The 14,467-nt window shown below is 64.9% G+C and carries 12 protein-coding genes; 4 read left to right on the top strand and 8 right to left on the bottom strand.

Annotation, left to right across the window (positions count from 1 at the left end; translation table 11 throughout):
- Positions 1–57 precede the first annotated feature (57 nt).
- From I6E73_RS03430 to I6E73_RS03445, 4 genes are all read right to left on the bottom strand, one after another.
- Entirely contained in the window at positions 58–918 is an 861-nt protein-coding gene (locus I6E73_RS03430) for a DNA-formamidopyrimidine glycosylase family protein (protein WP_197123163.1), read from the bottom strand.
- Positions 911–5,680, bottom strand: coding sequence for an ATP-dependent helicase (locus I6E73_RS03435; RefSeq protein WP_197123165.1), 4,770 nt, complete (start codon positions 5,678–5,680; stop codon positions 911–913). Before I6E73_RS03435 ends, I6E73_RS03430 begins: the two co-directional genes overlap by 8 nt.
- A 75-nt stretch (positions 5,681–5,755) precedes the next feature.
- A complete protein-coding gene (locus tag I6E73_RS03440) occupies positions 5,756–6,379 on the bottom strand; it encodes an alpha/beta hydrolase (protein WP_197123167.1) in 624 nt (207 codons plus the stop codon).
- 23 nt (positions 6,380–6,402) lie between these two features.
- Positions 6,403–7,281 carry a hypothetical protein gene (locus I6E73_RS03445; protein ID WP_197123169.1) on the bottom strand — a complete coding sequence of 293 codons (879 nt, stop codon included), beginning with the start codon at positions 7,279–7,281 and terminating at the stop codon, positions 6,403–6,405.
- A gap of 204 nt (positions 7,282–7,485) precedes the next feature.
- Here I6E73_RS03445 and I6E73_RS03450 point away from each other — a divergent pair, with 204 nt between their 5' ends.
- The gene (locus I6E73_RS03450; protein ID WP_197109458.1) at positions 7,486–8,025 is read left to right on the top strand and encodes an NUDIX hydrolase family protein; all 540 of its coding nucleotides are present in this window, start codon (positions 7,486–7,488) and stop codon (positions 8,023–8,025) included.
- 113 nt (positions 8,026–8,138) lie between these two features.
- Here I6E73_RS03450 and I6E73_RS03455 read toward each other — a convergent pair whose 3' ends face one another.
- The 4 genes from I6E73_RS03455 to I6E73_RS03470 all read right to left on the bottom strand — a co-directional run bounded on the left by I6E73_RS03455 (position 8,139) and on the right by I6E73_RS03470 (position 12,293).
- Entirely contained in the window at positions 8,139–9,785 is a 1,647-nt protein-coding gene (locus I6E73_RS03455) for a DEAD/DEAH box helicase (RefSeq protein ID WP_197123171.1), read from the bottom strand.
- A 297-nt stretch (positions 9,786–10,082) separates the two neighbouring features.
- Complete coding sequence (locus tag I6E73_RS03460) at positions 10,083–10,685, bottom strand: DUF1684 domain-containing protein (protein ID WP_197123173.1); 603 nt, start codon at positions 10,683–10,685, stop codon at positions 10,083–10,085.
- A 47-nt stretch (positions 10,686–10,732) separates the two neighbouring features.
- Positions 10,733–11,728, bottom strand: a complete 996-nt coding sequence (locus I6E73_RS03465; protein ID WP_197123176.1) for a DNA topoisomerase IB — start codon at positions 11,726–11,728, stop codon at positions 10,733–10,735.
- Positions 11,729–11,792: 64 nt separating this feature from the next.
- The gene (locus I6E73_RS03470) at positions 11,793–12,293 is read right to left on the bottom strand and encodes a hypothetical protein (RefSeq protein WP_197123177.1); all 501 of its coding nucleotides are present in this window, start codon (positions 12,291–12,293) and stop codon (positions 11,793–11,795) included.
- Between the two features lie 107 nt (positions 12,294–12,400).
- Between I6E73_RS03470 and I6E73_RS03475 the strand changes: the two genes are divergently transcribed.
- The 3 genes from I6E73_RS03475 to I6E73_RS03485 all read left to right on the top strand — a co-directional run bounded on the left by I6E73_RS03475 (position 12,401) and on the right by I6E73_RS03485 (position 14,450).
- Positions 12,401–13,459 carry an NAD(P)-dependent alcohol dehydrogenase gene (locus I6E73_RS03475; RefSeq protein WP_197123179.1) on the top strand — a complete coding sequence of 353 codons (1,059 nt, stop codon included), beginning with the start codon at positions 12,401–12,403 and terminating at the stop codon, positions 13,457–13,459.
- Positions 13,460–13,573: 114 nt separating this feature from the next.
- A complete protein-coding gene (locus I6E73_RS03480; RefSeq protein ID WP_197123181.1) occupies positions 13,574–14,095 on the top strand; it encodes a hypothetical protein in 522 nt (173 codons plus the stop codon).
- Between the two features lie 52 nt (positions 14,096–14,147).
- The gene (locus I6E73_RS03485; RefSeq protein WP_010203891.1) at positions 14,148–14,450 is read left to right on the top strand and encodes a DUF427 domain-containing protein; all 303 of its coding nucleotides are present in this window, start codon (positions 14,148–14,150) and stop codon (positions 14,448–14,450) included.
- The last annotated feature ends 17 nt before the right edge of the window (positions 14,451–14,467 follow it).

Genomic DNA, 14,467 nt, shown 5'->3' on the forward strand with positions numbered 1-14,467 from the left:
CCTTATTCACCCGTGACGGCGTCAATAGGGAACAGCGGCGATGCTGCGACGGCATCACTACTTCTGGCAGCTCGGGCACCACCACATGTAGCGGGTGTCGGTGGGGCCGGTGCCGAGCTGATCCGACTCGATGCGGGTGCCGCAGCGCAGGCACGGTTCGCCGCGCCGCCCGTGCACCCAGTAGCGGGGCTTGCCGCGCGGCAGGCCCGTGAGGTTGCGGATCGGGCGGTCCTTGTTCACCATGATCGCCTTGTAGCCGAGCGCGACGAGGCGTTTCGGGTCGGCGATGTCGCCGATGGGGGTGTGCGGGCGCACGCCGCGCAGAAAGCTCAACTCGTTCGCGAACACGTTGCCGAGGCCGGCGAGGTTCCGCTGATCGAGTAGTGCGAGAGCGACCGGCCGCTCGGGGTCTGAGAGCAGATTCGCCAACGCGAGGTCGGCATCCCAATCGGGGCCGAGCAGGTCGGGCCCGAGGTGCCCCACAATGCTGTCTTCGGATGCCGTGGGCACCGCCTCAAGCAGCCCCAGTTCAAAACCTACCGCGGTCTTCGTTGCGGTACTCAGCACCCCGCGAGCCAGGTAGGAGGGCTTGCGCCACCGTTCCCCGGCGCCGTAAATCTGCCACACGCCCTCCATCTTGAGGTGGCTGTGGATGGTGAGGCCGCCGCCGGGTTCGACGGCTGCGCCTGTGCCTGAGCCGGTGACTGCGCCCGAGGCTGCTGAAGCGACGGAGTCGGCGGCTGGCGCAACCCGAATCAGCAGGTGCTTGCCGCGCGGCACGACACTCGTGACGGTCTGGCCGCTGAGGTCGAGGGTTGCGAAGGCGGGCACTCGAAAGTCGGTGCGCGTGAGAACCTGGCCGTCGAGTGCCGCCCGCAGCTTCGCGGCCGCCTTGTAGACGGAATCACCCTCAGGCACGAAGCCTCAACCCCTGCGGTGTCGCGACGAATCCAGCCTCCACGAGGGCTTTGCCCACCGGGGTGCCGACGGCGAAGTCGCCATTCACTTTCTCGATGCGCAGCTTGGGCAGGGTTCCGCGGAGGGTGCTCGTGAGCGAACGCGTCGCGGCATCCACGACGGCGGGCTCGAGGTCGAAGGCGAGGAGGGACTTGCCGCCGCGCTCCAAATACAGGGCCAGATGGCCATCGACCATCACCACGACGGCGCCGGCCTTGCGGCCCGGGCGGTGCTTCTTGGGAGCATCCGCAGCGGATTTGGCGGCTGTCGCCCAGCCTTCGTCTGGCGACGAGGGGGCGTCCGAGTCGCTCCCTGCGGGACTACCTGTCGCCGAGCCAGCACCTGCACCAGAACTGCCAGTACCGCCAGAGCCTTCACCGGCATCCGCCCCACCAATCCCGGGCCACCCCAGCGCCGCCCCGTAGGGGTTCGCCGGGTCAGTCGCGGCGAGCGTGATCGCGCGAAGTTCGGGCGCAGCATCCGGATCCCGAGTGAAACCACGCAGGCGGTCAACGGTCGCGCCGGTCGCGAACTGGGCAGCACCGAGACCGTCGATGAAGTAACCGCGGCGTGCCCGACCGGTTTCTTCGAAGCCGCTCAGCACCCGGTACGTCAGGGCGAAGCCACCCCGGATGCCCTCGCTCACGACAGCGCCGCGAGTAACGACCGCGTGCCGTTCGAGCATGAGTTCGGCGGTCGACTTGGCGCGAACGGTGGTGTCGCCCTCCGCGGTTTCGAGGAGAGCCCAGCGGCCGGAAGCGCTCGGCGGTCCGGCTTGAGCCACGGTCGACACGCGTCCCCGGTAGGCGCGAGCGCGGGCCGGTCGAGGCGCACGGGTTGCCCGCACGGTGCCGCTGAGGTGCGATCGAAGGGGAGAAAAGCTGTCGTTGGTGATGAGCGAACGCCACACCAAATCCCACAGCTCCTTGAGCAGCGCCTTGTCATCAGTGCTGCCGACCTGATTCGAGAGCTGCCGGAAGAAGAACGCGCCACCGCCCGCCAGGTCCGCGAGAATGCTCTGCTGCAGTTCGCTCAGCCCATCGCGGTCGGGCTCGGGCAAAGTCAGCGCTGCTGTCGCCGCAGGATGCAGACTGATCCAGCCGTCGTTGCCGGCCAGCGCGCCGTGCCCGGCCCACACCACCTCGCCCGAGGTCGTCAGCTCGTCCAGCCAGGCGGGCGAATAGTCGCGAATGCGGGCGCTCAGAATAAAGTCTTCCCATGCGGATGCCGGGGCCGAATACCCGGCAAGTTGGTCGATCACCTGTGCGAGGCCGTCGATCCCGCGCAGCGAGTCACCGGCAGCGGACACGTGCTGCCACGCGGGCAGGAACCGGCCAAGGGTCGCGTGCGAGACGGGTTCCACTTCTTGGCGGAGTGCCGCGAGGGAGCGGCTGCGCAGGCGTCGCAGCACATCCACGGAGCACCACTCGGTGCCGCTCGCGCCGGGGCGAAACTCGCCATCCACCACGCGACGATCAGCCGCGAGGCGACGCAGGGTGTCCTGCACGACGGCGGTTCCGAGGCCGAAGCGCGCTGCGGCATCCGCGAGTGTGAACGGTCCATGGGTGCGGGCGTAGCGACTCACGAGGTCGCCGACGGGATCGTCGACCGGTTCGATAAACGCGGCGGGAACGCCAATGGGCAACGGAACCCCGAGGGCATCGCGCAGTCGAGCCGAATCTTCGATGACGGCCCAGCGACGTTCGCCCGCGATCGTCACTTCGAGCACACGGTTGGCTTTCGCTAACCCGGTGAGATCGGTCGCGAGTGCCGCCCCGGTCACCAAAGACCGCGCCTCGATCTCGGTGACCGACTGCGGTCCAAGTACGCGCAACAGGTCGACGATCCCTTCCGCATCCCGGGCATGACGTTCGGGAACAAGTCGCTGCAGTTCATTCTCGGTCTGCTCCAAAACTCCGGGGTCGAGCAGTTCGCGCAGCTCAGCACGCCCCAACAGCTCGGCGAGCAGCGCCGGGTCAAGAGACAACGCCGCAGCGCGACGCTCGGCGAGCGGCGAATCACCCTCGTATACGAAAGCGGCCATATAGCCGAACAGTAGGCTGCGGGCGAACGGCGACGGCACATCCGTTTCGGTCTCCATGACCCGGATGCCGCGACTGGCGATGCGCTTCGTCAGCGCCGTGAGTGCCGGCAGGTCGTACACGTCTTGCAGTACTTCGCGCACCGTCTCGAGCACGATGGGGAAGCTCGGGTACTTGCGGGCAACATCCAGCAACTGCGAGGCGCGCTGGCGTTGTTGCCACAGCGGCGAACGCTTGCCGGGGTCGCGGCGCGGCAACAGCAGCGCACGCGCCGCACACTCTCTGAAGCGTGCCGCGAACAACGCTGAGCCGCCCACTTCTTCTGTGACGATCTGTTCGAGCTCGTCAGCGTCGAACACAAAGAGGTCGGCACCGGGCGGCGCGGCATCGGTGTCGGGGATGCGCACGACGATGCCATCGTCACCGGCCATAGCGGCGCCATCCACCCCCAACTGTTCGCGGATGCGCGCCGTAATCGCCAACGCCCAGGGCGCGTGCACGGGCATGCCGTACGGGGAATGTAAGATTACGCGCCAGTCGCCCAGCTCATCCCGGAACCGCTCCACCACGAGAGTCGTGTCGCTCGGAACGTGCCCCGTCGCCGCCTTCTGCTCGGTGACGAGCGCGAGCAGGTTGGTGACGGCATGCTCGTCGAGCCCGATCGATTCGGCCCGTGTGCGCGCATCGTCGGCGGATGCCGTAGCGATTTCTTTAGTGAACGCACCGATGGCCTCGCCCAATTCTGCCGGGCGACCCAGGCCATCACCCTTCCAGAACGGCACCCGACCGGGCTGCCCGAAGGCGGGGGAAACGAGCACTTGATCGTGGGTGATGTCTTCGATGCGCCAGCTGGTGGTACCGAGCGCGAAGACGTCGCCGACGCGCGATTCGTACACCATCTCTTCGTCGAGTTCGCCGACGCGGCGGCCGGGAGCTCCCGCTTCGCCGCCGATCATGAACACGCCAAAGAGGCCGCGGTCGGGGATGGTGCCGCCCGAGGTGACGGCCAAGCGCTGCGAGCCGGGGCGGCCGCTAATGGTTCCAGCAACCCGATCCCACACCACGCGCGGGCGCAGCTCAGAGAATTCGTCGCTCGGGTACAAACCACTGAGCAGGTCAAGGGTTGCGTCGAAGGCACTGCGCGGCAGAGTCGAGAACGGCGCGCTGCGGCGGACGGTGTCGAACCAGTCCTCGATGTCGAGCTCATCCAAGGCAACGGCCGCAACGGTCTGCTGTGCGAGCACATCGAGCGGGTTCGTCGGAACCGAGAGGGCTTCGATCTGACCGCTGCGCATCCGCTCCACAGCAACAGAGGTGTGGATGAGGTCGGTGCGGTGCTTCGGGAACAGCATGCCTTTGGAGATTTCTCCGACCTGGTGCCCGGCTCGCCCAATGCGTTGGAGCCCGCTCGCGACCGATGGCGGCGACTCGACCTGAATGACCAGGTCGACGGCACCCATGTCGATGCCGAGTTCGAGCGAGCTTGTCGCAACAACACAGCGCAGCACTCCGGTTTTGAGGTCGTCTTCGATGATCGCGCGTTGGTCTTTGCTCACGGAACCGTGGTGCGCGCGAGCGAGCAGCGGAGCGGCGCCCATCGTGGAGCCGCCCTGCGCCATCATGTCGGCGGGTGGCTTCCACGGTTGCTGCGGGGCGGCGTAGGCGGCGGCATCCGCACTGGCTTGGCTGCGGGCGCGGGCTTCGTCGCCGTCGACGCTGCCGTCGTTCATCCGTTCGTCGTAAATCTCGTTGAGGCGTGCCGTCAGCCGCTCGGCGAGGCGCCGAGAGTTCGCAAACACAATGGTGGAGCGGTGCTCGAGAATCGCATCCACAATGCGTTCTTCGACGTGCGGCCACAGGGATGCCGCCGACTCGGGCGTTGCCTCGTCGTCTTTGCCGTCGCCACCGCTGGCTTTACCGCGCGCCGACGCCACGGTGCCGGGAATCGTCATGTCGGGCACCGGAACGACAACGCTCAACTCGAACGTCTTGGTCGACGGCGGATGCACGATGGTCACGGGGGAGCGGCCGCCCAGGAACCGCGCAACTTCTTCGATCGGTCGCACCGTGGCCGAGAGACCGATGCGCTGCACGGGTTTCGCGAGCAGAGCATCCAACCGTTCGAGCGACAACGCCAGATGCGCGCCACGTTTGGTGGCGGCGACGGCGTGCACCTCGTCGATGATCACGGTGTCGACGTTCTTGAGCGTCTCGCGGGCCGCCGAGGTGAGCATCAAATACAGCGACTCAGGAGTCGTGATGAGGATGTCGGGAGGCAGCCGGGCGAGCAGGCGCCGGTCTTGCTGGGTCGTGTCTCCCGATCGCACGCCCACGGTGATGTCGGTCTCACCAAGCCCGAGCCGGCGAGCGGTTTGGGTGACGCCGACGAGGGGAGCGCGAAGGTTGCGTTCGACGTCGACGCCGAGAGCTTTGAGCGGAGAAATGTAGAGCACGCGCGTGCGCTGCTTGGGGTTCGCGGGCGGCGGACTCGAGGCCAGCTGGTCGATCGCCCACAAGAACGCGGCAAGCGTCTTGCCCGAACCGGTGGGGGCAACGACAAGTGCATGCGCCCCGGTAGAGATTGCATCCCATGCCCCGAGCTGGGCCGGGGTGGCAGCATCGAACGCGCCCTCGAACCACTCTCGGGTGGCGGGCGAAAATTTGCCGAGCACATCGCTCATGTCTCTATCTTCGTCGCAACCCCTGACAGTGCCCTACGGATTTCGCCGAAGGCGTTCAGCGGGTGCGTCGGCCCGCTACGCGTGCGTGTGCAGAAAGCTCACGAAGTCGTTGAGTTCGTCGGTCGAGATTGCGTGCGCGAGCCCTTCATAGATGCGGGTCTCGGTGCGCGTGTGATCGACAAGCCACTCTTCGGTGCGCTCGATCGCGGCGGTCGGAATAACCGGGTCATCAGTGCCGCGGCCCCAAAACACGGGCGGGCGGATGCTCGAGAGCTTCGCATCTCCCGGGTGCTCGGCACTGGCCACGAACCCGGAGAGTGCGACGGCACAGCTGAAGCGTTCCGGGGCGAGCCGCAATAGTTGGAGCGACATGGCCGCCCCCTGCGAGAAACCGAGGAGGCTCACACTCGTGTACTGCTGGGCATCGAGCCATTCGAGCACGGCGTTGGCGGCGTCATCCACGCCAGAAACCTGGGGGAGGCCGCCACCGCTGAGGTCGATCGGGAACCACGAGAACCCGCCGCTCTCGGGGATCGGCGCGCGCAGCGATGCGATGACCGGACCGAGCGGCAGCGCGGGAGCCAGCGCGAACAGATCGCCCTCGTGCGAGCCGTAGCCGTGCAACAGCACGATGAGCTGACGACCCGCCCGTTCGCGTTCGGGGGCCGACCAGAGCACTGCGGAGGAATCGATCTGCATGACCCAAAGCCTACGCGCCGCGGCTAAGGGAGAACTGTCACGGCGAGGGCGTTCGAGAAGAGTTCAAACTTTGGATCGAACGTCTCGAAGGCAGCAGTGCTGCACGTCAGCGTGGCGACAAGTTCGCTTTCCGAACTTGGCATCGATCGCGCCGCAATCGCTGTTGTCGTGGGCACCCCGTCGGCATTCGTCTGTTCGAGAGTTGCCGTGGCAAATTCGATTGTGGAGTCGCCGTTCGCGGCCGCGAGGGCGAGGTCCGTGGTGCCCATAGGGCTTCGAACCGACAAGTTCGGATTCCTTGCTGTGAAACCCCTAAGCTCCTGATCGACCAGCGCATAGGAAACATTGTCGTCTCCTAAAGAGTCGGGGTTGGAAAAAGCTGTGCGCTGCGAAGTAATGAGCTGACATCCGGTGGCCTCGTCATGAAAGATATTGGTGCCATCGTGACCGACGGTGAGTGGCTGCCATGTCGACTCAAGAGCGAGCGTCCACACGGGGTGACCATCGAAAACCGCTTGTCCGTCAAGTGGAACTCGGTTTGACGGGTCAACCGAGTCGACCGGATCCGCAGTGGCACTCGGCGTCGACTCCGAGCTGCTCCCGAGGCTGCAGTACCCGTCGGCATAACAGATCAGAGCACTCGTCGCCTGGCTAACCAGAACGTTGGCAACGAGCGCTGCGCCCATACCTGAAATCAACATGAAGGGGATTACGAGGACAAGCGCCCAAGCCCACCACGGCCAACGGCGGCGGGCTGCCGGCGCTGCACTGACGGCTGCAGGATCGGTCTGTTCCCGTAGCGGTGTAACGGAGGGCTCAGATTCCTGCACATCAGACGCCGGCAGTTCCCCGCTCGACGACTCAGCACTCGACGGCTCAGAGGAGGGGTTTTTCTCGGTCATGGTTCCCTTTCGCGTGACAGGCGAGTGCCTGAGACCTGAACGCTAATTCGAGGGCTGTTGCCTCCAGCGGGGGTTGCCCGAGCTGTGCACTGCGCGAACGAAAGTGGGATTGTGGACGACTAGTCTCAGGTCCGGGCAGCCCGCCGCGGCATCCGGCCGCCGACATCGTGCACGCCAAACCCGCACGATGGGTGACAATGGAGCATGAGCTCCGTCGGCACACCAGACCCCAACTCGTCTTGGCTTTCAGATGAGGAGCTTGCGGAGACCCGCAGGCGACTGCCGCTGATCTATGTTGAGGCTGTTCCGGTGCGTGTGGATGGGCTGGGTCGCGTCACCGAGGTCGGCACTCTGGTGCGCGGCAACGATGGTGAGATCACTCGCACCCTCGTCTCTGGCCGTGTCATGTTTGGCGAGACGTTGCGCGACGCCCTGTTCCGTCATCTGGAAAAGGATCTGGGCCCGATGGCCTTCCCGCTCCTGCCGGCAAGCCCGACCCCGTTCATGGTCGCTGAATACTTCCCGTGGCCCGGCGAAAGCCAGTTCACCGATCCCCGCCAGCACGCCGTCTCGATGGCCTACGTCGTTCCCGTAACGGGCACCTGCGAGCCGCGTCAGGATGCGCTCGAGCTCACCTGGCTGAGCCCTGCCGCAGCGGTCTCCGACGACGTCACCGCCGACATGGAAGGCGGCCGCGGAGCACTCTTGCGTGCAGCCCTCGCTTCCGTCGGCGTACTGCCGTAACTGCCGAACCCCACCACCCGTTAAACGCCAGAGGGCGACGAACCTCAACCCAGCAATGCTGGGGGAGATTCGCCGCCCTTGGCGGTAAAGCTGTGTTGCGCTGGGCCTAAGCCTTAGCGCCCGCTGCTCGAAGCACGACGGTTGGGTCGGACTACCTGGCCAACGCGAACGGGTCCGCTTCCGGCCTGAGCGCGGCCTTTGCCGCCACGCGGACGCGTGGGAGCTTCAGCCTGCTGCTGGCGCGGCTGCTGAGTCGAACGCTGTTCGCTTGAGCCAGAACCGGCGACGACGGCGCCACGGCCGGAGCCCTGACGATCGTTCCGCTGCTGACCGCCGCGAGCGCCATCACGTGCCTGGCCATCGCGAGCGGCACCGTTACGGCCACCACGAGAGTTGCCTCCGTTGCCACCACGGCCACCGGCTCCGCCACGGCCACCCTCGCGGGCACCGTCGCGTTCGCCTTCGTAGAATCCGCCTTCGCCGTCACGACGTGAACGCTTGCGCTGGGCGTTTGCACCCTGCGAACGTCCACCCTGTGACTGGCCACGGGCGGGGACTGCTGCGCGAGGCGCAGGCTTGACGTATTCGGCTACTTCACCGGTCAGGGCCACGACGGCTTCTGACTTGGCGTTCACGTGCTGCGGGGTCACCGTGATGGCGGCCTTACGCAGCAGTGCTGCAGTGTCTTTGCGCTGGGTCGGAAGAACGATCGTGACAACGTCGCCCTCTTCTCCGGCACGAGCGGTACGGCCACTGCGGTGCAGGTATGCCTTGTGCTCGGCGGGCGGGTCAACGTGGATGACCAGCTCAATGTTGTCGACGTGCACGCCGCGGGCTGCGACGTCAGTAGCAACAAGCACCTTCACGTCGCCAGCGGAGAACGCGGCGAGGTTACGGTCACGGGCAACCTGCGAGAGGTTTCCGTGCAGGTCAACGGCGGGGATTCCGGCATCCGTCAACTGGCGTGCCAGCTTCTTGGCGTGGTGCTTGGTGCGCATGAAGAGGATGCGGCGGCCGGTGCCCGAAGCAAGCTTCTCGATGAGAACGCGCTTGGATTCGACGCTCTCGGTCTCGAAGACGTGGTGGGTCATGGCGGAGACGTGCGAGTTCGCTTCGTCAACCGAGTGCAGAACCTCGTTGTGGAGGAAGCGGCGAACCAGCTTGTCTACACCGTTGTCGAGGGTGGCGCTGAACAGCATCCGCTGTCCATCGCTGGGGGTCTTGTCGAGGATGCGGGTCACGACGGGCAAGAAGCCAAGGTCGGCCATGTGGTCGGCCTCGTCAAGCACGGTGATCTCGACGGCGTCGAGGTTCACGAAGCCCTGCTTCATGAGGTCTTCGAGGCGACCGGGGCAAGCAACGACGATGTCGACGCCGGCCTTGAGGGCAGCAACCTGGCGGTTCTGGCTCACGCCACCGAAGATCGTGGTGGTGTTCAGGCCGTACGCGGCAGCAAGAGGTTCGATCACAGCAGAGATCTGCGTGGCGAGCTCACGGGTCGGTGCGAGCACGAGACCCAGCGGGCGACCCGGGCGACGCTTGCCACCGGAGAGTGTGCCACCGAGGCGAGCAACCATCGGAAGAGAGAAGGCGAGGGTCTTGCCCGAGCCCGTCTTACCGCGGCCGAGTACGTCGCGGCCGTTGAGTGTGTCAGGCAGGGTGTCGAGCTGGATGGGGAACGGCGTGGTCTTGCCGTCGGCTGCAAGGGCTGCAACCAGCGGGGCGGGTACGCCGAGCGAGCTAAAAGTTTGTTCAGTCAAAGTAATGGTGCCTTTCAGGCATAAGTAACAGATGGGCGTTACACCGGAGGCGCACGGGCACAGTTCGAAATGAACGTGGCAGTGCTGATCTACACCGACCCAATCAGGCGTTTCGCACGGGTGCGGCACACAGGTCAGATCTCGAACTTTCGTTCGGCGCGGATTACTCCAGTTCGCCGGAGAAAGTTTTCTACGAGCCGCACGTTTCTGATTGACGTGGGCGAGAAGAGGGAAGCGTTCTACGACGCAGGGAAACACAATTGTTTCGCAAGTAACACCAGCGTAGCAGTTATGCCCCTAGTAGCGCTCGCCTACCGGCACTTGCCCAGCCAGAGTATTGCCGGCCTGCGCCAGCGGGCACGCCCACGCCGGGTCATAGGCGCACGACGGGTTGTACGCAAAGTTGAAGTCGAGCACGAGCGACTCGGGCGTGCTGCCCGGCCCCAGATCTGCACCCTTCACGGTGTCGAGAAGGTAGCGGCCACCACCGTAAGTTCCGCCCTTCACGCGGGAGAGAGCATCCTTCACAGGGATGAAAATTCCGCCGCCATACGACGCCAAGCGCCACACATCGAGCGAGCCAACCGAGTCAATCTCGACCGTGCCCAGCAGGTCGAACGGCACGACACCATCCGTTCCGGTCTCCACATTCATGCGGCGACCGTCACCCGGAACAATGGATGCCTCAAAGCGCCAGTCGGGATTGTACGACTCAAACGGCAGCCCCTTAAAGCCGCGCAGGTCCTCCGGCAAGAGCGGCGAAGCTGGATGCGTGGCAAACATCTCATCTCGTCCCGCCCGCCAAGCGGCGTGCGCGCTCGCGGCATCCGGATTCTCACGGATAGCGGCGTAGAGAGCAAAGTTGCGGCGGCGCCAGTCGGCTACCTGAAGGGCGGTCATGGTTTCAGGCTAACCCTCGCAGCCGACAGTGAGCTTGGTATCAGCCGCTACTTAGTGCGCGTCAGCAGCGCCCGCACTTCACTCTCCGCGGATGCCAACCGCTGCGGATCGATTGTCTCGCCGGCCGAGAACAGGTCAACGATGCGCGGGTCAACGTAGCTCTTCTTCGCGATGGCGGGGGTATTGCCGAGCACGTCGGCAGCGGCTTCCATTGCCTCGCAGATTGCGCGCGATCGTGCCCGCTGGCTCAGTTGCGGCACCGCGACCTCAGCAGCAGCCGCGCTCACCGCCAAACTCGAAGCCGCCGCAATCGTGCCGCGCAGCGTACGAAAGTCCTTAGCCGTGAAGTCACCACCGGTGCGCTCGCGAACGTAGTCATTGATGTCCGCAGCGGTCAGAGACCGGCGCTCGCGGCCCTCCCGCCACGAGAGAACCGATGCATCGGGAGCGCTGCGAAGCCGACGCCGAATGAATTCGGCGAGGTTGGCATCCACAATTTCGCTTTCCCACTGCTGACCGCTCTTGGCGGGAAAGCAGAGCTGCACGCGGTCACCGACGACGGTGACGTGATCGCACAGCAGAGTGGAGAGGCCGTGGCTGCCGTGCTCTTCGGCGTAACGTTCGCTGCCAACCCGCAATGAGCCGGTGTCGAGCATCCGAAAGGCGGCAGCAAGAGTGCGTTGGCGGGGGTCGTCGCTCGAGCGCAGAGTGCGAGTGACGACACCGCGGGCGCCGGGCAAGACCGCCGCCAGTTCGAGGGCCCGGTCGAACTTCACGCGATCTTGACGCTCACGCCAGGCGGGGTGATAGATGTACTGGCGGCGGCCCGCTTCGTCGAAGCCGGTGGCGAGAACATGGCCGTTCTCGTACGGGCAAATCCATACGTCGGTCCAGGCTGGTGGGATGCCCAACCCGCCGAAACGCGTCTTGAGGTCGGCCTCGGTTACTGTTGCGCCATCAGGGTCGCGGTAGCTAAACCCTCGCCCTGATCGCACACGCGAATAGCCGCGCCCTGTTGTATTGCTCCGCCGCAGTCGAGGCACCGCGTGTTCCTTTCGCGCCCACGATTCGGCTCAGAAGCCGACGGCTGAAGCCACAACGGTCAACCTAAAGGTTGAGATTACTTCTTCTTGTTGTGCCCCAACTCCACGTTGGTGCCAAGCGCTGAAGCGCTGCACCCCGCCACTGCCAGAAGGCCCAATAGAGCGGCCACAGAAGGGGAGTGACAATGCCGGCGCTGAAGATCAGTTGATCGCGGTACAGAGTTTTTCCGCCGGGAGCGGGGCTGACAGCCATCGTGTGTTCCCACTCGGTGACGAGAGCGAGAGGGCCGCTGAGCCCACGACCACTATCGCGCACGAGGCGAACCCCATCGGGTGTCTCGATGAACGATATGTCGATCACTTGCTGGCCAACCGTGAACAGCCCTAAGGTCGACATGGTGACCGGATGCTCGCCCGCCTCCCACAATTCAGGAAATCCCCCGACCTCTAACGAGTTGAAGGTCGTCAGCGGAGCCGAAACTTCCTGAAAAACGTGCGGGCTGCGGATGGCACGCCACGCGTCGTCGGGGTCACAATCGAGTACGAGCTTCAGTAGAACGCGCATAGTCATAGTTTCTACCAGTGCGATTCAGGAATCCAGAGTGGAACGTAAAAGAGCGCGCAGGCGAGAGTGAGCAGTAAGCTGTGCGCACCGATTCGGCAGGAGCCTTGATGTCTATTCCTCCGCACGCGAGCTCGAACTCGAGCACCGCAGTGCCTATTCCCGAGACCATGACGGCGGTGACTGCTCGGCGCTATGGCGATACAGATGTGCTCGCGATCGAGACCATTCCGACTCCCAGCGCCGCGCCGGGAAAGCTCCTTGTGCAGGTCTTGGGCTCCTCCGCCAACGCGCTCGATTGGCGCCTGCTGAGTGGCACCCCGCTCTTTGTGAGGCTCGTGATGGGGTTGCGCAAACCGAAGCGTCTCAGTCCGGGAGCGGATGTCGCTGGCCGCGTCGTTGCGGTCGGTAACGACGTCACCGGCTTCGCGATCGGAGACGCTGTCTTTGGCGAGGCAGCCGGCGGAGCCTTCGCCGAGTACGCCGCCGTGAGCGCTAAAAACTGTGTGACTCTGCCCGAGGGAGTCGACTTCGTGGCGGCCGGGGCAACGCCGGTCGCTGGCCTCACTGCTCTGCAAGGATTGCGACGCGAAGGCGCAGTGCAGCCCGGCGATCGCGTGCTCATCAATGGTGCCGCGGGTGGGGTGGGCACCTTTGCCGTGCAGCTCGCCCGCATTCTCGGCGCAACGGAGATCACTGCGGTCTGCAGCGGCCGCAACGCCGAGCAATCGCTAGCTCTCGGTGCGACTCGAGTCGTCGACTACGAAACCGAGGACTACATCGCGGTCGGCGGCCAGTACGACGTCGTGTTCGACCTCATGGGCAATCGAACCGCAGACGAGCTGCGCACCATCCTCGCTCCCGGTGCCCGTTTCGTGGGCGTCAGCGGCCCCATGACCAACCGGTGGGTTGGCCCCGTCTTCCACCTCATGCGCATGGGCCGGGCCTTCAAGGGGTCGGATGTCTCCTTCCACCAGTTCACTGCGGCACCCACGCCCGACGACCTCACCTACCTTGCCGAGTTGCTCGCTTCTGGCGAGCTCGTTCCCGCAATTGAACGCGTTGTCGGGCTCGACGGAGTCGTTGACGCGATCGACCAGATCGCCTCCAGTCATGGCAGGGGCAAGGTGGCGGTCGTGCCGGGCGGGGCTTCGAATGCTGGTGAATAGCTGCGTGATCTCGCCGTTGTGGCGATGCAGCAGCCAGCATCCGCCCGCCGGCGTCTGATGTCACATTCTGTAACCCAACGTGACCGAGACGACCGCCGCGTTTAGCCTCATGAAGTGAACGATCCCCGCACCCAACCCCAGTACCAGGTTCGCTTTGGCTTCGGTCGTGCCCAAGCGCACGAACTCAGCGCGAGTGCCGACGTTGTTGTGTGGGCGGATGCTCTCGCCGACGGTTCAACGCCTGCCCCCGAGTTGCCCGGAACATTCTCGATTCTCAGCGCCGGCACCGGGGCCGCCACGGCCGTCGCCGAATGGGTCATCGCGCAACAAGAACTCAAAGGTGACCGCTTCACCGTCGCCGTCATCGCTGCCGGAAACGCGGACGGCGGGTTCACCGTCGACGACCTCCTAGCGGGGGGTGCGATCGTAGATGCTCTCGCCGATGCCGGCATTGACTACATTTCTCCGGAAGCGGCATCCGCTGTCGCAGCGTTTACCGGGCTCAAGTCTGCCCACAACCACCTTTTGTCGGCGAGCACGGCAGGTCAGCAACTGATTCTAGATGCCGGACGCGGCGCCCTCGATGAGGCCATTGTCAGCAACGGTGCAGCCAGGTTCGCCATCGTTCGGGAATGACGCTTGCTCCTCGAGCGTTGTTCTGACCAACACCGACTTAATGGAGGACAGTATGAAGGCAGTAATCGGCGACACCGTCATCGCAGAAGCACCCAAGGAAGATCTCCTCAAGATTGAGGGCAACTGGTACTTCCCGCCGGCCAGCGTGAACCACGAACTGCTCGAGAAGAGCCCCACCCCGTACCACTGCCCGTGGAAGGGTGACTGCCAGTACTTCGTCGTCAGCGCCAACGGCCAGCAGTACCAGGACCGTGCGTTTAGCTACCCCAACATCCTCCCTGGCGCAGCAGAGCGCGTCGGCAAAGACTTCTCCAACTACGTCACCTTCTGGAAAGAGGTTCAGTTCGTCGACTAATCGACGACTTTCTCTAG

Source organism: Salinibacterium sp. SWN248 (genome assembly GCF_015864575.1).
Classification (GTDB): domain Bacteria; phylum Actinomycetota; class Actinomycetes; order Actinomycetales; family Microbacteriaceae; genus Rhodoglobus.

Excerpts from the sequence above, each read along its gene's own strand:
- I6E73_RS03435 (WP_197123165.1), bottom strand. The coding sequence starts at position 5,680 with ATGAGCGATGTGCTCGGCAAATTTTCGCCCGCCACCCGAGAGTGGTTC.
- I6E73_RS03440 (WP_197123167.1), bottom strand. The coding sequence starts at position 6,379 with ATGCAGATCGATTCCTCCGCAGTGCTCTGGTCGGCCCCCGAACGCGAA.
- I6E73_RS03445 (WP_197123169.1), bottom strand. The coding sequence starts at position 7,281 with ATGACCGAGAAAAACCCCTCCTCTGAGCCGTCGAGTGCTGAGTCGTCG.
- I6E73_RS03450 (WP_197109458.1), top strand. The coding sequence starts at position 7,486 with ATGAGCTCCGTCGGCACACCAGACCCCAACTCGTCTTGGCTTTCAGAT.
- I6E73_RS03460 (WP_197123173.1), bottom strand. The coding sequence starts at position 10,685 with ATGACCGCCCTTCAGGTAGCCGACTGGCGCCGCCGCAACTTTGCTCTC.
- I6E73_RS03470 (WP_197123177.1), bottom strand. The coding sequence starts at position 12,293 with ATGCGCGTTCTACTGAAGCTCGTACTCGATTGTGACCCCGACGACGCG.
- I6E73_RS03475 (WP_197123179.1), top strand. The coding sequence starts at position 12,401 with ATGTCTATTCCTCCGCACGCGAGCTCGAACTCGAGCACCGCAGTGCCT.
- I6E73_RS03485 (WP_010203891.1), top strand. The coding sequence starts at position 14,148 with ATGAAGGCAGTAATCGGCGACACCGTCATCGCAGAAGCACCCAAGGAA.